The organism is Nocardia sp. CY41 (genome assembly GCF_009829325.1).
In the GTDB taxonomy this organism is placed as follows: domain Bacteria; phylum Actinomycetota; class Actinomycetes; order Mycobacteriales; family Mycobacteriaceae; genus Nocardia.
Genome location: NZ_VUOS01000031.1, coordinates 1 through 17346 on the forward strand (window position 1 = coordinate 1; position 17346 = coordinate 17346).

12 protein-coding genes are annotated in these 17346 nt (G+C 68.0%); 8 read left to right on the forward strand and 4 right to left on the reverse strand.

The features are described from left to right. Positions 1-56: 56 nt before the first annotated feature. From GVY64_RS30300 to GVY64_RS38780, 3 genes are all read right to left on the reverse strand, one after another. Complete coding sequence (locus GVY64_RS30300; RefSeq protein WP_159848964.1) at positions 57-338, reverse strand: hypothetical protein; 282 nt, start codon at positions 336-338, stop codon at positions 57-59. Positions 339-702: 364 nt separating this feature from the next. Further along, positions 703-1461, reverse strand: a complete 759-nt coding sequence (locus GVY64_RS30305) for a MerR family transcriptional regulator (protein WP_159849148.1) — start codon at positions 1459-1461, stop codon at positions 703-705. Positions 1462-2037: 576 nt separating this feature from the next. After that, positions 2038-3792, reverse strand: coding sequence for a SpoIID/LytB domain-containing protein (locus GVY64_RS38780; RefSeq protein WP_268895683.1), 1755 nt, complete (start codon positions 3790-3792; stop codon positions 2038-2040). 337 nt (positions 3793-4129) lie between these two features. Here GVY64_RS38780 and GVY64_RS38785 point away from each other — a divergent pair, with 337 nt between their 5' ends. After that, entirely contained in the window at positions 4130-6694 is a 2565-nt protein-coding gene (locus GVY64_RS38785) for an N-acetylmuramoyl-L-alanine amidase (RefSeq protein ID WP_159848967.1), read from the forward strand. Positions 6695-6807: 113 nt separating this feature from the next. On the opposite strand, the gene GVY64_RS30320 is transcribed toward GVY64_RS38785, so the two are convergent. Continuing rightward, positions 6808-7647 carry an HAD family hydrolase gene (locus GVY64_RS30320; protein WP_159849150.1) on the reverse strand — a complete coding sequence of 280 codons (840 nt, stop codon included), beginning with the start codon at positions 7645-7647 and terminating at the stop codon, positions 6808-6810. A gap of 154 nt (positions 7648-7801) precedes the next feature. Here GVY64_RS30320 and GVY64_RS30325 point away from each other — a divergent pair, with 154 nt between their 5' ends. The 7 genes from GVY64_RS30325 to GVY64_RS30355 are packed head-to-tail and all read left to right on the forward strand — an operon-like array spanning position 7802 to position 17334. After that, positions 7802-8779 carry an ABC transporter permease gene (locus GVY64_RS30325; protein WP_159848970.1) on the forward strand — a complete coding sequence of 326 codons (978 nt, stop codon included), beginning with the start codon at positions 7802-7804 and terminating at the stop codon, positions 8777-8779. Then, on the forward strand, positions 8776-9696 hold the full coding sequence (locus tag GVY64_RS30330; protein ID WP_159848973.1) for an ABC transporter permease: 921 nt from the start codon (positions 8776-8778) through the stop codon (positions 9694-9696). The genes GVY64_RS30325 and GVY64_RS30330 overlap by 4 nt, the downstream gene beginning before the upstream one ends. Continuing rightward, positions 9693-11570 carry an ABC transporter ATP-binding protein gene (locus GVY64_RS30335; RefSeq protein ID WP_159848976.1) on the forward strand — a complete coding sequence of 626 codons (1878 nt, stop codon included), beginning with the start codon at positions 9693-9695 and terminating at the stop codon, positions 11568-11570. The genes GVY64_RS30330 and GVY64_RS30335 overlap by 4 nt, the downstream gene beginning before the upstream one ends. A 13-nt stretch (positions 11571-11583) precedes the next feature. Continuing rightward, entirely contained in the window at positions 11584-13269 is a 1686-nt protein-coding gene (locus GVY64_RS30340) for an ABC transporter family substrate-binding protein (RefSeq protein WP_159848979.1), read from the forward strand. Further along, positions 13266-14966 carry an ABC transporter family substrate-binding protein gene (locus tag GVY64_RS30345; RefSeq protein ID WP_442939649.1) on the forward strand — a complete coding sequence of 567 codons (1701 nt, stop codon included), beginning with the start codon at positions 13266-13268 and terminating at the stop codon, positions 14964-14966. The genes GVY64_RS30340 and GVY64_RS30345 overlap by 4 nt, the downstream gene beginning before the upstream one ends. 38 nt (positions 14967-15004) lie before the next feature. Beyond that, the gene (locus tag GVY64_RS30350; RefSeq protein WP_159848982.1) at positions 15005-16675 is read left to right on the forward strand and encodes an ABC transporter family substrate-binding protein; all 1671 of its coding nucleotides are present in this window, start codon (positions 15005-15007) and stop codon (positions 16673-16675) included. A gap of 2 nt (positions 16676-16677) precedes the next feature. Beyond that, positions 16678-17334 carry a hypothetical protein gene (locus tag GVY64_RS30355; RefSeq protein WP_442939652.1) on the forward strand — a complete coding sequence of 219 codons (657 nt, stop codon included), beginning with the start codon at positions 16678-16680 and terminating at the stop codon, positions 17332-17334. Positions 17335-17346 lie beyond the last annotated feature (12 nt).

Consider the following 17346-nt stretch of genomic DNA (forward strand, 5'->3'; position numbering starts at 1 on the left):
CAACGCCGCCCTCATCTGCCTGGCCCGGCGACGCTGCGACGTCCTCTACGCGATGCTCAAACACGGCGAACTCTACCGATCACCCACGACCTCAGCGGCTTGACGAACACCATAGGGACACCCCCCCCGAGGATCAGGTAGAACGGCGAGGCCGCCGACTGCGCCGCCACACCGTACTCGCCGCCATAGGTCGCCGTTATCAGGCCGCCGAAGAATCCCCACGCGGAGCCGATCAGCACCGCGGGCCGCCCGGCCGACTTGCCGAGCAGCAGCAGGACCGCACCGGCGATCAGGACCAGCGCCTGCAACGCGGATACCGTGAGCAGGATTTCCTGCACGCTACGAATACGAGTCGCAGCCCACCAGGCGTCGAAATCCTTGGTCGCGTCGGGAAGTCCGCTGGTCGAGCTGTTGAGTTCCCTGATGCCGACAGCGCACCGACACAGATTCCGCCGCCACCGCGACAGGCCCCGATCACCGCAGACGCGGCGTGCCAGGTCGACGGTGCTTTGTTGCCGGCCGGCACCCCGCGCTGTACGTACGAATTGTTCATCGAACCCCCTCGGCACCGAACCCTACCGCTCCGTACCGACAGAAATCGACCCGAGAGCGACAGTCGCACAAGGGAATGGGAGCTCTCGAGGACCGAACGACCGGCGGCCGGTACGCGCGCATGCGTACCGGCCGCCGGATGGTTTTGCGCTACAGCCGCTGTGCGGCGTAGACCTTCATCGCGTCCCGCACGAACTCGGCGGTGCCCGCGCCGTGCACGTCGTAGTTCTGCGCGAAACGTGGGTCGGCCACGTACATCTCGCCGAGGTTGACGAACGCCTCCTTCACCACCGGACGGCCCTGCCAGCCGATGCCGATCCAGTCGTAGTGGCGCTGGACGATGGCCTGCACCTGCTCGGCGTCGGGCGCGAGCCCGTCGGCCCGGGCCCGGCCGTAGTCGGCGGCGATGTCGAGATGGGTCTGCTGGAAGGCCTTCTTGTCCGCATCGGACATCGAGCGCCACCAGCGGTCACCGCTCTCGTAGGCGTCCTTGCCCCAGCGTTCGATCACCTCGTCCTTGTACTTCGTGTGGTCGAAGCCGTCGAAAACTTCCGCAGCCACGAGCTGTTCACCTCTTTCCGTCTTGTGCAGCGTGGTTTGCACCGACTCGATCTGCCGCCGGATCCGATCCTGTTCCTGCCGCAGCAGTCCCAGGTGCGTGCGCAGCGCGGCGGCGGTGTCCTGCCCTCCCGCAAGGACTTCGGCGATGACCGGAAGGCCGAGGCCGAGTTCACGCAGCAGCAGGATGCGTTGCAATCGCACGAGGGAGGCCTGGTCGTAATAGCGGTAGCCGTTGGCCCCGATCCGGCTGGGCGGCAACAGCCCCAGCTGCCCGTAGTGGCGCAGCGTGCGACTGGTGGTACCGGCCGCCTTCGCCAGATCTTGAATGGACCATTCCCCGGTCCGCATGACCACCCCTCCCTCCTTGCTCTCGTCGGTGTAACCAGCTTGCAAGTTGACGCTACGTCAAGGTCAACTGCTTTCGTGGGGCAATTTTCACCCCGACCGAAATACCGGTGCGGGCGCGGCCTGGACGGGCGACTGCCGGGACGAGCAGGGGCCTTCGGTGCGCGGACCACCCGGGCGTCGCTCAGAGTGGTCCGTACCGAGTATTGCGGCGCGGTGAGCGCCCGCCAGAGGGTTGCCGCAGGTCCGTCGAGTTGCTCGGCAACACACTGCCGGCGATCGTCTACCGCGTGGCCGCCGCACCGCCTGACTCACCGGCACCGCAACCCGAACCGGCACCTTGCGCGGCACATGCGCAGCCCCACCAGTCGCAGTAACTGCGGCAAAAACGCACCACCAGGCACGGGCACGGGACGAAGCCGCACCGCCAGATGTGGCAATACCCGACGCACCCACACCTCAGGGCGCCGCCACCATCGGTCACAGCGACTCCGGGCCAGTCGCACCGCCGGCCGGGGGCACGCGGACACCACCGGAGGCAGCGGCACCAGGCACTCCCGCCCATCCGGCGTGTTCACATCATCGGGCCGCGGCGGCTCGACCAGGCCGGGTCGCATCGCGAGATGCAGACATCCCAGCAGGCGCAGCCACGCTGCCAGGCGCGCCGGCACCAGGCGCCCCCGCAACACCGGGTGCGCTCACGCCATCGGTCGCGGCGGCCCCTGGCCGAGTCGCACCCCCAGGTCCGGCGACACCGGGCGCGATCACACCGCCGGGCGCTCCGGCACCAGGCGAACTTGTACCGGCCGGTGTGCTCACGCCACCGGTCGCGGCGGCTCCTAGCCGAGTCGCACTTCCGGGCGCAATCACGCCGCCGGACGCACCGGTACCGGACGAGCTCGCACCACCGAGCGTGCCCGCCTGATCAGTCGTTGGAACGCCACCGACCTCAGGCGCCACGATCCCCGTGGGTGCAGCAGCGTTGGACGGAGCCGCGACACCGGGTGCCGCGCTGGGGGAAACGGCCTGCGAGCCGGCAGGTTCCGGGACCTCTTGCAGCATGCGGGAGTAGTCGACGACCTGCGCGCCCAATGTGGGCGTGACGACGATGACACCGTTGGTGTACATCCGGTATCTGCCCGCGCGCTGCGGCAGGATCATCTCCGGTCCGAGCGGCGTCCCGATACTGCTCGCGGCGCCGCCGATGCGGCGATACTCGGCATCGACTGCCGATTCGGTGACCACCGTTTGCGCACGGGGATCCACGGGCGCGCCGGGGGTGACCGCCACCTGCGCACGCGGATCCACAGGCGAACCGGGGGTGACCGCCACCTGCGCACGCGGATCCACAGGCGAACCGGGGGTGACCGCCACCTGCGCACGCGGATCCACAGGCGAACCGGGCGTAACCGCCACCTGCGTGCGGGGATCTTCAGCGGGCGCGGTGGTGACCAACTCCTCCGGCGCGGGTCCGACATCCAAAGTGTGGATGTCGATGGGCTCCGCTCCGCCGGGCGCGGCGGAGTACTCCGTTCGCAGGATCCGGCCCTCGCGCAGCAGGACCGCACCCGTCGTAGCCGCGACGGCGGCCGCGGTGCGCTGATCCTCCTGCGCGGTACCGGGATACCTCTGGCAGGCGGTCGTATCGCAGGTCTGCGCGTACGGGTAGCGCTGTTCGGCGAGGGCGTAGGAGCGCGCCGCGATCGCCTGGGCGCGCAGCGCCTCGGCCGCGCCCTTGTCCGCCCAGTTGGGCTGCACCTCGGCCGGGACCACGCCGCGCAGATAGTCCTCGACGTCCACCTGGTTGACCACGCGGGCCGCGCCGTCCTCGAGGGCGACGCCCAGCGCGCCGCGATACGCCGGACCTCCACACAAGGTCAGATGTTCCGGCGCGGGCCGGTCCGGCCGGGGATCGGCGGGACGGATCCAGGGGTCATCGGTCGCCGCCTGCCACAGCACCGCACCGTCGCAGCCGACCGTCACGACCACGTTCGCGCCGCCGCCCGGCAGCGCCGTCAGGTGCGCCACCTGGCCGGGCGCCACCTCCCGGCCCGCCACCCGCAGACCGGCAGCCGCGAAGACGTCCAGTGCGGAGTCGTCCCGCGCCATGAGGCGAACCCGGACGGCCGTGGGCGCGATGGCGCCGAGCGTCGCGCCGGGGTAATAGTGCGCCAGGATGCGTTCGGCTCCCCATCCCGCTCGCGCCTGGTCGAAGGCGCCCAACTGGCTCATGCCGCGCCCGTGCCCTGGTCCGGCCAGGGGGCGATACGCATCGATCGGTCGGCCCGAGACCGCGAACAGGCTGCCGACGATCAGGCCGACTCCGATCAGCATCGCCGGAGCCGATCGTGTGCAGCGCGGCGGTCCCCCGCCCGGGCCCGCACCGCGCGCTCGACGCGGAAATATCGTTTTCACCAGCATTTTTCCGTCCCCCGCATACGTGCTCGACGATGCATCCGTTCACTCCCACGGTTTCCAGGGCCGGTAGTTATCCACCTTTTACATCGGTTTCCGAGACGAGCCAGCAATCAGCCAGCTACATTCAGGCAATCACATAATCCTCAACCAGAGGTTTAGACATGTGACAAATGTGGCTATTGTGACCATTGATACATCAGGAAGTAACTCGGAATCACCCGTGATCACTGGTTCGACCTGATTGGAGACGCTCGTGCGGTACCGCAAACCGAAACGTTCCTACGTCCTCCCGGTGGTCACCACCCTCGCGGTAGCCGCCCCGCTCGGCACGCTCACGCTCGGCGATACGTCCGACTACCGCACCGCCAACGACAGCGAACCCGCCGCCGTACCGGCCGAACTGGCCGAGGTCGCGCTCACACACGCTCCCGACATCGTGTTGCCGCTGCGCGAACTCACCGGGCTGACCCTGCCTGATCTGCATCTTTCCGATCTACGCATGCTGCAGGGCGCCGCATCCATTCCGATTCCCGGCGCATCTCTGCCACCGGACGCGCGGCCACCGGAAGGAATACGACTACCCAGCTCGAATTCCGGCCAAACCTCCGAACCGGAATTCGATCCGAATCGAACGCCCGAGCACCTGAATTCCGCTGCTCAGCCGATTTCCGGACGCGCCACCGGCAGTGTGCGCTTCATCGCGGATCCCGCTCGCCTGCAGCCCGGCACCACGCCCGACACTCCCGCGCTGTCTCCCGGCGCCGTGAGCCCCGACCTGCTGAGCCAGGTCGGGGCCCAGGTGAAGGAACTCTCCAGCGACACCCCGTTCAGCATGGTCGCCCTCACCGCTCGCGAGCTGACGGACACCAAGGCCACGATCCGAGCCCGGCAACCCGACGGCACCTGGGGACCGTGGTACGACACCGAGCCGGTCGACACCCACCGCACCGACCGATCCGGCCCCGGCGCGACCGACGGCACCGAGCCGATCTACGTCGGCGACACGAACGCGGTCCAAGTCCTGGTCACCCGCAAGCAGACGGCAGCGGACGCGATCCAGCCGGTGGCGCAGCCCGCACCCGGCGCGGCCGACGCGGCGCAGCCGGCCCCGGACGACCCGGCTCGGCACCCGGCCGCACGCTCCGACGACTCGGCTCGGCAAGTCGCGGACCTGACCGCCGTCCTCATCGATCCCGGACGCGGCGCCACCGACGGCGAACTGCGCGACGTCGCCGCTGCGCTGCCCGGCGGCGGGCCCACCGTGATCACGCGCGCCCAGTGGGGCGCCGACGAATCCATCCGCTGCGACGAGCCGACCTACGACGACGGTCTCGGCGGCGTCACGGTGCACCACACCGCCGGCCGCAACGACTACAGCAAGTCCGAGTCGGCGGGCATCGTCCGCGCGATCTACACCTATCACGCGAAGACGTTGGGCTGGTGCGACATCGGCTACAACGCGTTGGTCGACAAATACGGCCAGGTCTTCGAGGGGCGCTTCGGCGGCCTCGACCGCCCGGTGCAGGGCGCGCACGCGGGCGGGTTCAACGAGAACACCTCCGGCGTCGCGCTGATGGGCAACTACGAGTCCGAGCAACCAACGGAGGCGGCGATCGAGGCCATCGGCGCGTTCGTGGGCTGGCGCACCAAGGTGGCCGGCCTCGATCCCAAGGGCTCCACCACGATGGTCTCCGAGGGGACCTCCTACACCCCGTACGCCCAAGGCGAGTCGGTGCGGTTGCCGGTCGTCTTCGCGCACCGCGATGTCGGCAACACCACGTGCCCTGGCGACGCCGCGTACGCGCTGATGGATCGAATCCGCGATATCGCCGCGGGCGCTCCTGGTGCGCCCAGCGGCGCCGACAGCCCGCCCCCGGCATCCGGCGAGGTCGATGTGTCGGCCCTCGCGGCACTGACCACCAAGCTGCTGAACATGGTGCAGGACAACATCATCGCGAAGCACTGGTCGCAGTCCGGCGGACCGAACGGCCCGCTCGGAGCCGTCCGGTCGGACGTGCTGCCCGCCGCGCAGGGCCAACAGTTCGCCAAGTTCTCCAACGGCTACGTCTACACCGCGCCGGACGGACAGGTCGTCGAGGTGCTCGGCACGATCCTGGACCGCTTCCTACAGCTCGGCGCCGACACGGGTCTGCTCGGCCTCCCGCTGCACAACGCCTACCCGGTCCCGGACGGCCTGCGCGCCGACTTCGAGCACGGCTCACTGATTCTCAACCAGCTGACCGGCCTCGTCACGACGGTGTGGAAGACCTACAACGACACTTACCAAGCGGAGATGGGCCGGAACCCGGTCGCGGCCCAGGTAAGCGCCCCGATTCCGGCCGACCCCCCGGCTCCGGCCGCCCCGGCTGACGGCGCTCCGGCTGCAACAGCTCCGGGCCTCCCAGCCAACGGCACCCCGGCCGCCACAGCTCCAGGCGTCCCGGCGAACGGGGCTTCGGCCGCCACCACTCCGGGCCTCCCAGCCAACGGCACCCCGGCCGCCACAGCTCCAGGCGTCCCGGCGAACGGGGCTTCGGCCGCCACAGTTCCAAACGCCCCGGCCAACGGCGCTCCGGACGGCGCGGCTCCGGCTGGCGCGCAGAACGCGAACGGTGCACCGGCCTCAGCCACCCCCGCACCGTCCGTCGGCACGACACCCGAGCCGAGAACCCCACTCGCCCAGACACCGGCACGGCCAGGCGCACCGGCCTTCACCGGACCGTCGCAACCGGACCCGCAGCACCCGGCCGCCGTGCACCCACCACACGATCCGGCCCAAGCCGCGTTCGCCGCTCCATCGCCATCACCTGAAGGCTGATCCAGGAAAGTGACTGTCGCCCGGAGCCCGCGCCCCAGGCGCGGGCTTCGAGTCGTTCCGGCACCTTCACGCGCTCCTGGAGACCTCCCGGGCCGGAAGAGGTTCGATACAGTTCACACCCACCAGCGTTCGAGGACGCGCGCGACTCCGTCGTCGGTGTTGGCTTCGGCGATCTCGTCGGCGGCGGCCAGCGCCTCGGGATGGGCGTTGCGCATCGCGACGCCGTGACCGGCCATGGTGAGCATGGGGACGTCGTTGGGCATGTCGCCGAACGCGACGATGGTGGACTCGTCCACGCCGAGCCGCTGAGCGACCACGGCCAGCCCGGCGGCCTTGGTGATGCCGGGCGCAGACAGTTCGATGAGCCCGTGCTCGGTCGAGTAGGTGATGTCGGCGCGCTCGCCGATCAGCGGAGCGAGCACCGCGCGCATGTCCGAGCTGCGCGCGCCGGGCAACCGGATCAGCATCTTGATGGCGGGCGCGTCGATGACCTCCTCGCGGGCGACCGAGGTGTCGTCCGGGTTGAGCCAGGCGTGCTCGTACTGGGGCGAGCTGACGAATTGCGGCGTCACCGCGTCGTGCGCGCTCTCCCCGACACGTTCGGCCGCGAGACCGCAACCCGGCAACGCCCGCTCGGCGACGTCGGCGAGCCAGGCGAGCGTCGGCACGTCCAACGTCATGCTGACCAGCACCCGGTCGGCGGCGCTGTCGTAGATCACCGCGCCGTTGCCGCACACACACAGCGGCGCGTACCCCAGACCTTGCACCACCGGATCGATCCAGCGCGGTGGACGACCTGTGGCCAGCACGAACGGCACGCCGTCGGCGATCAGGGCGCCGACCGCCGCCTTGGTCCGCGCGGTGACCCGCTCGTCGTGATCGATGAGCGTGCCGTCCACATCGGTGGCGACCATCTTCGGCTTGGGCAGGTGCAGGGGCGTCACCCATTCCATCCTGCCGGACAACGCCGGTCTCGCGCCCGGGCCGGTGCCCGGTCGAGCCCCGGACATGCCCGGATGTCGGGTGGCACGCGCGCCGCCGACCACGTCCTTATGATCGGGGGCTAATACCGACGCTGGCTCGTCCAGCCGAAAGACCAGAGGACTGATGACCGGCTTCCTGCTACGACGCGCGCTCAACTATGTCGTGCTGTTGCTGCTGGCTTCGTTCCTGACGTTCAGTTTGGCGTCCTTGACGTTCCGTCCGCTGGACAGTCTCGAACAACGCAATCCGCGCCCGCCACAGGCAGTGATCGACGCCAAGGCCGAGGAGCTGCACCTCAACGACCCGATCCCGGAGCGCTATCTCACCTGGCTGGCGGGCATCCCGCACGGCGACTTCGGCACCACGCTGGCCGGTCAGCCGGTGAGCGAGGAGCTGCCGCGGCGGGTCGCGGTGAGCCTGCGCTTGCTGATCGTCGGTTCGCTGGTCGGCACGGTGCTCGGCGTGCTGATCGGCGCGGCGGGCGCGATCCGGCAATACAAGTTCAGCGACTACTTCACCACGGTGGTGTCGCTGCTGATCTTGAGCACACCCGTGTTCCTGCTCGCGACGCTGCTCAAATACGGTGCGCTGGAGATCAACTCGCTCGCCGGATCGCAGATCTTCCTCTATACCGGTGAGACGTCGGCGAACAAGATCGAAGGCTTCGGGCCGCAGCTGATCGATCGCATCCAGCACCTGATCCTGCCCACCACCGCACTGGCCCTCGGCGCCATGGCGGGCTACAGCCGCTACCAGCGCAACGCCATGCTCGATGTGCTGCAGAGCGATTTCATCCGCACCGCCCGCGCCAAAGGGCTCACGCGCAGCAAGGCGCTCTACAAGCACGGTCTGCGCACGGCGCTGATCCCGATGGCCACGCTGTTCGCCTACAGTCTCGGCGCTCTGATCACCGGTGCGACGTTCACCGAGAAGATCTTCGGCTGGCACGGCGTCGGTGAGTGGCTGGTCGACTCGATCAACGCCCAGGACCTGTACGTCGTGGTGACGGTGACCGCGTTCGCCGGCCTGGTGGTGCTGGTGTCGGGTCTGCTGTCCGACGTCGTGTACGCGATTCTCGACCCAAGGGTGCGTGTGGGATGACGGAAGCCGAAATCATCGTCCAAGGCACCCCCGAGGTCACCGCGACCGGGCGGCGCAGGCTGGTGCTGCGGCGCTTCCTGCGCAACAAGCCGGCCGTCGCGGGCGGCCTGATCCTGATCGCGCTGTTCGTCGCGAGCTTCGCGCTGCCGCCCTTACTGCCCTACGACTATCAGCAACTGGACTACACCGCCCTGCTCCAACCGCCGAGCCCGGAACACCCGTTCGGCACCACGCAGATCGGTCAGGACGTGCTCGCGCAGACCCTGCGCGGATTGCAGAAATCGCTGGTCATCGGCCTGTGTGTCGCGCTGTTGTCCACCACGATCGCGGCAACCGCCGGTTCGCTGGCCGGCCTGCTCGGCGGCTGGACCGACCGCGCGATCATGTGGCTGGTGGACCTGCTGCTGGTGGTCCCGAGTTTCATCGTCATCGCGCTGTTCGCGCCGCGCACCAAGGGCAGCGGTTCGATCCTGCTGCTGATCCTCCTGCTGTCCGGCTTCGGCTGGATGATCTCCGCGCGGATCGTGCGGGGCCTGACCCTGAGCCTGCGCGATCGCGAATTCGTCCGGGCCGCGCGGTACATGGGAGCGCCCACCCGCACGGTGATCCTCAGTCACGTCATCCCGAACATCGCCTCGATCCTGATCATCGACACCACCCTCACCGTGGGCTCGGCGATCATGGCGGAGACGGGCCTGAGCTTCCTCGGTTTCGGCGTGCAGCCGCCGGACGTGTCGCTCGGGTCGCTGATCGCCGCGGGGACCAAATCAGCGTTGACTTATCCCTGGCTGTTCCTGTTCGCCGGTGGTCTGCTGATCATCACCGTGCTGTGCGCCAACCTCGTCGGTGACGGATTGCGCGACGCGTTCGACCCCGGCGCCAAACGGGCACGGTCGAAGAAGAAGGCGAAAGCATGACGAGCGCGGGCACAACCGAGCAGACGGTCGAGACGACCTCGACCGCGCCCCTGCTGGAGATCACCGATCTGCGGGTGTCCTTCCCCAGCGAGGAGGGCCGGATCGACGCGGTGCGCGGCGTCACCTACACGGTGTCCGATGGCGAGGTGCTCGCCATCGTCGGTGAATCCGGGTCCGGCAAGTCGGTGTCCTCGCTGGCGGTGATGGGACTGCTGCCGGAGCAGGCACGGATCGCGGGCTCCATCCGGTTCCGCGGCCGCGAACTGCTCGGCCTCGGCGATCGCGACCTGTCCAAGCTGCGCGGCAGTTCCATCAGCATGGTGTTCCAGGACCCGCTGTCGGCGCTCACGCCGGTGTACCGGGTGGGTGATCAGATCGCCGAAGCCCTCCTGGCGCACGGCAAGATGGGCCGCGGCGAAGCCGCGAAACGCGCGGTGGAGCTGCTCGACCTGGTCGGCATCCCGGACCCGCAGACGCGGGCCAAGGCGTTTCCGCACGAGTTCTCCGGTGGCCAGCGCCAGCGCGTGGTCATCGCGATGGCGATCGCGAACGATCCGGCGTTGATCATCTGCGACGAGCCGACCACCGCGCTGGACGTGACGGTGCAGAAGCAGATCCTCAACCTGCTGCGCAAGGCGCGCGACATCACCGGCGCGGGCGTCATCATGATCACCCACGACATGGGCATCGCCGCGACGCTGGCCGACCGCGTGGCCGTCATGTACGCGGGCCGGATCGTCGAGACGGCCACCGCGACGGAGCTGTTCAACACACCACGGATGCCATACACCGTCGGTCTGCTCGGCTCGATTCCGCGGATGGACGGTCCGCCGCGGCGGCCGCTGATCCCGATCGTGGGCGCGCCGCCCGCCATGCACGCGCTCCCGCCGGGCTGCTCGTTCGCACCGCGCTGCCCGGTGTCGATCGACGAGTGCCGGGCGGCGGAACCTCCGCTGGAGGGTGTCGAACCCGGGCATTCGGCCGCCTGCATCCGCACCACCGAGGTCGGCACCGACGAGTTGTTCGAGGCCTATCGCCGCGAGATCGCCGAGCCGGACGCCGAGGCCGAGGTGGAGTCGGACGTGGTCTTGCGGGTCTCGGACCTGGTGAAGGTCTTCCCCCTCACGTCGGGCGTGCTGCTGCGCCGTCGCAAGGGCGAGATCAGGGCGGTCGACGGCATCAGTTTCGAGGTGCGCCGCGGGCGCACGTTGGCACTGGTCGGCGAGTCCGGCTCCGGCAAGTCCACCACGCTCACCCAGATCCTCGATCTGGTCTCTCCGCAGGAGGGCACGATCGAGATCATGGGCAATGACGTCGCCTCGCTGAGCAAGGCGCGCAAGCGGGAGATCCGACGGAAGATGCAGATCGTCTTCCAGGACCCCACCGCCTCGCTGGACCCGCGCCTGCCGATCTTCGACGCGCTCGCCGAACCGTTGCGCATCGACGGGCGTTCGCGGGCCGAGATCGCCCGTCGGGTACCGGAGCTGCTCGAGCAGGTCGGGCTGCGTCCCGAGCACGCCGACCGCTACCCCGCCGACTTCTCCGGCGGACAGAAGCAGCGCATCAGCATCGCCCGCGCTCTCGCGCTGGACCCGGAGCTGCTGGTGCTCGACGAGCCGGTCTCCTCGCTGGACGTCTCGATCCAGGCGGGCGTGCTGAATCTGTTGCGTGACCTGCAGACCGAGCGCGGCCTGTCGTATCTGTTCGTCTCGCACGACCTGTCCGTGGTGCGGAACCTGGCTCACGACATCGCCGTCATGTATCGCGGCAAGATCGTGGAATACGGTTCGGCGGAGCAGATATTCGCCGAGCCGCGACACGAGTACACCAGGGCGCTGATCGACGCGGTGCCGGTTCCAGCAGTCAGCCGATAGTCAGGAGAGCGCGATGCGGATCCGTTTCGACCGATGGCGGTGGACCGCGGGCTTGGCGGCGATCGCGCTGATCGCCGCGGGCTGCGCGACCGGCCCCGACGAGTCGGCCGCGGGACTGTCCGACGCGCTCGGCACCACCAGCGACATCAATCCCAAGAACCGCGACGAGGTGCGCGAAGGCGGCAACCTGCGCTTGGCGGTCACCAGCTTCCCGGCGAACTGGAACACCCTGTCCAACGACGGGAACGACGGCGAGATCGCCGATATCGAGCGCCCGCTCATGCCGCGCGCCTTCGACGCCGACGCGGCGGGCAACCTGACCGTCGACCGGGACTTCTTCACCGATGTCGCGCTGACCGGCACCAATCCGCAACAGGTCACCTACACCATCAATCCCGCGGCGGTCTGGTCCGACGGCACGCCGATCACCTGGGAGGACCTCGCCGCGCAAGCACACGCGCTCAGCGGCCGCGACAAGCGCTTCCTGATCGCGATCACCAACGGCTTCGAGTTCGTCGACAAGGTCGAGCGCGGTGTGGACGACCGGCAGGCGGTCCTCACCTTCAACCATCCCTACGGCGAATGGCGCGGCCAGTTCGCGGGCAACTCCTCGCTCTTCCCGAAATCCGTGACGGCGACCCCGGAATCGTTCAACAAGGGACTGGTGGACCGGCTCGGCCCCAGCGCGGGCCCGTTCGTCGTCCAGTCCACCGACCGTGTCCAGGGCCGGATCGTGCTCAGCCGTAATCCGAGATGGTGGGGCGAGACGCCGAAGCTGGACACCATCACCTACAGCGTGCTGGATCACGCGGCCTGGGCGGGCGCCCTGCAGAACAGCGAACTGGATCTCGTCCGGCTGGCCTCGATCGACGAGGTCAAGACGGTCCGCAATACCGACGGGCTGGTGATTCGCCGTGCGCCCGGTAACCGCTGGCGGCACATCACCTTCAACGGCGCACCCGGCTCCATTCTCGCGGATGCGCGCGTGCGGGTGGCGATCGCGAAGGCCATCGACCGGCAGGGTATCGCGACCGCGACCCAGAACGGCCTGGTGGAGAATCCGAAGCCGTTGAACAATCACATCTTCCTGCAGGGGCAAGACGGTTACCAGGACAATTCGGCGCCGGTCGCCTACGACCCCGAGCAGGCGGCACGGGAACTCGACGCGCTCGGCTGGAAGCTCAACGGCGACGTCCGCGAGAAGGACGGCCGCAAGCTGGAAATCCGCGACGTGATGTACAACGACCCGCTGTGGGTCCAGATCGCGCAGATCATCCAGCAGAATCTGGCCCGGATCGGCGTGCGGCTCACCATCGATACCAAACCGGGGGCCGGTTATTTCACCGACGTCATCATCCCCGGTGATTTCGACGCCGCGCAGTTCATCTTCGCCGGGGACGCCTTCGCGATGAGTTCGATCCGCCAGATCTACTACTACGACCCGAACGATCTGCAGGGCAACTACGGCCGTATCGGCTCGCCCGAGCTCAATGCCCTGATCGAGCGCACGCTGACCGAACTCGACCCGAAGAAGGCGATCGAACTGGCCAACGAGGTCGACCGCAAGGTGTTCGAGGAAGGGCATTCCCTGCCGCTGACCCAGTCCGACGGCAGTTTCGGCGCCCGCGCGGACCTCGCCAATATCGGTTCCCCCGGGCTGGCGTCCTACGACTACACCAAGATCGGATTCGTGAAATGAGACCAGCACAGCAGACTCGGAACCGCCGGTGGCGGGCACGCGACGTGATGGTCCGGGCTCTCACCGTGAGCACGGCGCTCGCTGTGCTGGTCGGCTGTGGTTCCGGCGGCAGCGAGGTTAAGTCGGGTTCCAGCGCCCTCGGATCGACCAACGACATCAATCCCCGAGACCCGAGCGACGTGCGCGACGGCGGCAACCTACGTCTTGCCATCACGAATTTCCCCGCGACGTTCAATTCGCACCACGTCGACGCCGACGGTGACCTCGCCGAAGTAGTCGACTGGACATTGCCAGGGCCGATCACCGCCAACGCTGCGGGCGAACTGTCGATCGACCACAACTTCTTCACCGATATCGCACTGACCGAGACCAACCCGCAGCGGGTGGTCTACACCATCAATCCCAAGGCGGTCTGGTCCGACGGCAGTCCGATCACCTGGGAGGACCTGCGCTCCCAAGCCGAGGCACTGAGCGGCCGCAACACGGAATACCGGGTCTCCGCGACCCAGGGCTACAACCGGCTGGCCAAGGTCGAGCGCGGGGTCGACGACCGCCAGGCCGTCGTCACCTTCGCGCAGCACTACGCGGAGTGGCGGGGCCTGTTCAGTCAGCTGATGCCGACGGAATCGACCGAGACGCCGCAGGCGTTCAACGAGCGCGACCGCAACGGGCTCGCCAAGTCGGCCGGACCGTTCGTGATCACCTCCGTCGACCGGGCGCAGCAGCGAATCGTGCTCAACCGCAACCCGAAATGGTGGGGCGAGACGCCGAAGCTGGACACCGTCACCTACAGCGTGCTCGACTATTCGGCCCGCCTCAACGCCTTGCAGAACAATGAACTCGATGCCATCGATATCTCCGGCATCGAAGAGGTCAAGTCCGCGACCAACTCGCCGGGCATCATCGTGCGTCGCGCCTCGCGCCCGTACAACTCGCACATCACGTTCAACGGCGCGCCGGGGTCGATTCTCGCGGATGCGCGCTTGCGCGTCGCGATCGCGAAGGCGATCGATCGCCAGGGCATCGTCACCGCGCTGCAGAACGGGATCGTGGAGAATCCCAAGCCGCTGAACAACCACATCTACCTCGACGGGCAGAAGGGCTATCAGGACAATTCCGCGGTGATCGCCTACAACCCCGACGAGGCGGCCCGCATGCTGGACGAACTCGGCTGGAAGCTCAACGGCGACGTCCGCGAGAAGGACGGGCGTCAGCTGGTGATCCGGGACGTGATGTTCCAGCAGGACACCTGGGTGCAGATGGCGCAGATCATGCAGCAGAATCTGGCGCGGGTCGGGGTGAAACTGGTGATCCAGACCTTCCCCGGCAACGGCCTGTTCACCGATGTGATCGACCCTGGCAACTTCGACATCGCCCAGTTCAGCTGGTCCAGAAGCATTTTCCCGCTCGGCGCGCTGCCGCAGATCTACGCCTACGACCCGGCGAACCCGCTGAGCAACAAGGGACGGATCGGGTCACCCGAACTGAACGAGCTGATCGAGCAGACCATTTCCGAACTCGACCCCGAGCGGGCGATCGAGCTGGCGAACAAGGCCGACCGGATGATCTTCGAACTGGGCCACTCGGTGCCCATCGCGCAATCGCCGGGCAATGTGGCCGTTCGAGCGGGGCTGGCCAACTTCGGCGCCTTCGGGCTGGCTTCCCCGGACTATCTCCGGGTGGGCTTCGAGAAGTGAGGCCGTTCCGCAGGACCTAACGAGCAGGAAGGATCACCATGCGGATTACCTCTGCGTGTGCCCGGCTGGCGTTGTCGCTGGTCGTCGTCGGGCTGACCGTGACGGGTTGTGGTGGCGACAACGCCGCCGCGCCGGGCACCAGCACGGTCGGCAGCACCAACGACATCAATCCGAGGGACCCCGGTGAACTGCGCGACGGCGGCAATCTGCGGTTGGCGCTCACCAACTTCCCGGAGACCTTCAACTACCTGCATGTGGACGGCGGCACCGAGAGCGTCTTCTCCATCGTCGAAGCGACGATGCCCACCGCCTTCGTCAGCGACGCGGCGGGACAGCTGAGCATCGACCACGACTTCTTCACCGATATCAAGCTGACCGGGACCAGCCCCCAGCAGGTGGAGTACACCATCAATCCGAAAGCCATGTGGTCCGACGGCTCACCGATCACCTGGGAGGACTTGCGGTCGCAGGCGAATGCCCTGAGCGGCAAGGACAACGCGTTCCTCGTCTCGGGCACCGGCGGTTTCGAACGGGTCGGCAAGGTCGAGCGCGGCGCCGACGACCGGCAAGCCGTGGTGACCTTCGACCAGCCCTACAGCGAATGGCAAGGACTGTTCAACCCGCTGTACCCGAAGTCGGTCACCGCGACGCCCGACACGTTCACCAACGCGGCCAAGAACAGCTTGCCGGTCAGCGCGGGCCCCTTCGCGGTCACCTCCATCGATCGCAGCCAGAATCGGATCGTGCTCGGGCGCAATCCCCGGTGGTGGGGCGATACGCCGAAACTGGATTCGGTCACCTTCAGCGTGCTCGACCACTCGGCCTGGCTGCCCGCGATCCAGAACAACGAGCTCGACATCGCCTACATGTCCGGCATCGAGAACGTCAGCGCGGCGCGCAACGCCGCGAACGTGGTCATCCGGCGCACGCCGGAGCCGACCTGGTCGCACATCACGTTCAACGGGGCGCCCGGTTCCCTGCTCGCCGACCCGCAACTGCGGATCGCCATCTCCAAGGCGATCGACCGGCAGGGCGTGGTCACCGCCTCGCAGCACGGCGTCGTCGACGATCCGAAGCCATTGAACAATCACGTCTTCGTGTCGGGGCAGAAGGGCTACCAGGACAACGCCGCGCCCATCGCCTACGACCCGGACGAGGCGGCCCGCATGCTGGACGCGCTCGGCTGGAAACTCAACGGAGACGTCCGCGAGAAGGACGGCCGCAAACTCGAACTCCGCGACGTGATGTACCAGCAGGACCAGTGGGTGCAGACCGCGCAGATCGTGCAGCAGAATCTGGCGAAAGTCGGCGTGAAAATGACCATTCAGACGGTGCCGGGCACGGGACTGTTCACCAATGTCATCGATCCCGGCAATTTCGATCTGGCTCAATTCAGCTGGAACGGTAGCGTTCTCCCGTTGAGCGGACTCCGGCAGATCTACTACTACGACCCGGCCAACCTACAGGGCAACAAGGCGCGGATCGGCACCCCGGAACTCAACGCGCTGATCGACCGGACCCTGTCCGAACTCGACCCCGACAAGGCCGTTCAGTTGGCCAACGAATGCGATCGGATGATCTTCGAAGAGGGGTACTCGATCCCGCTGCACCAGGCCGCGGGCACCTACGCGGTCCGGACCGATCTGGCGAACTACGGTGCGTTCGGCCTCGCCTCGCGCGACTACACCAAGGTCGGCTTTCTGAAGTGAGCATCGGACCGGGCCACCCGCTGGCCTATCCGCTCACGGTGACGATCGGCGCCCTCGCGGTCTGTGCCGCTTGGGCGCCGTTCGGCACTCTGGATCAGGTGGCGGCCCTGGTCGCCGTTGCCTTGGGCGTCAGCGGGTATACCGGCTACCGGCTCGCCGTCGCCTTCGGCTTGCTCCCGTTCCGGCGTTCGGGCGCCGCCCGCACCGTGCGGGTCACCCGCATCCGCCAGCAGCATCGCCTGGACAGCCGGTCGTGGTTGCAAGTCGCAGGCACCGGGCGGCCGCGGTGGCTTCCGGTGTACTTCGACCCGGCGCTGATCATCCTCACCGAAACCGACGCGGAACTCACCGACCGCACGATCCACGTCGCCGGACGACGGCTCTACCCCTCCGGCCGCATCCGCGACGCCGAACCGCCCGGTCGTCTCGTCGACAATCCCAGCCGCCCCGACCCGGACGCACCCGCCCACATAGCGAAGGCCACCCGGCTGCGCCGTCGTCTGCTGCTCGACGCGCAGTCCACCGTGGCCGCCCCCGTCGCCGCACTCCTGTGGGTCTATCTCGACGGCGGCGGCTTCCCGGTCTTTCTCGCCGCCACCACCGTGGCCGCCGCCTGCACCATCTGGCTGTCCGCCGTCCGGGGCTCCGACCCCATGTGACCATCGCGTGAT

Coding starts and splice junctions, on each gene's coding strand:
- GVY64_RS30305 (WP_159849148.1), bottom strand. CDS start 1,461: ATGCGGACCGGGGAATGGTCCATTCAAGATCTGGCGAAGGCGGCCGGT.
- GVY64_RS38780 (WP_268895683.1), bottom strand. CDS start 3,792: ATGCTGATCGGAGTCGGCCTGATCGTCGGCAGCCTGTTCGCGGTCTCG.
- GVY64_RS30320 (WP_159849150.1), bottom strand. CDS start 7,647: ATGGAATGGGTGACGCCCCTGCACCTGCCCAAGCCGAAGATGGTCGCC.
- GVY64_RS30325 (WP_159848970.1), top strand. CDS start 7,802: ATGACCGGCTTCCTGCTACGACGCGCGCTCAACTATGTCGTGCTGTTG.
- GVY64_RS30330 (WP_159848973.1), top strand. CDS start 8,776: ATGACGGAAGCCGAAATCATCGTCCAAGGCACCCCCGAGGTCACCGCG.
- GVY64_RS30335 (WP_159848976.1), top strand. CDS start 9,693: ATGACGAGCGCGGGCACAACCGAGCAGACGGTCGAGACGACCTCGACC.
- GVY64_RS30340 (WP_159848979.1), top strand. CDS start 11,584: ATGCGGATCCGTTTCGACCGATGGCGGTGGACCGCGGGCTTGGCGGCG.
- GVY64_RS30345 (WP_442939649.1), top strand. CDS start 13,266: ATGAGACCAGCACAGCAGACTCGGAACCGCCGGTGGCGGGCACGCGAC.
- GVY64_RS30350 (WP_159848982.1), top strand. CDS start 15,005: ATGCGGATTACCTCTGCGTGTGCCCGGCTGGCGTTGTCGCTGGTCGTC.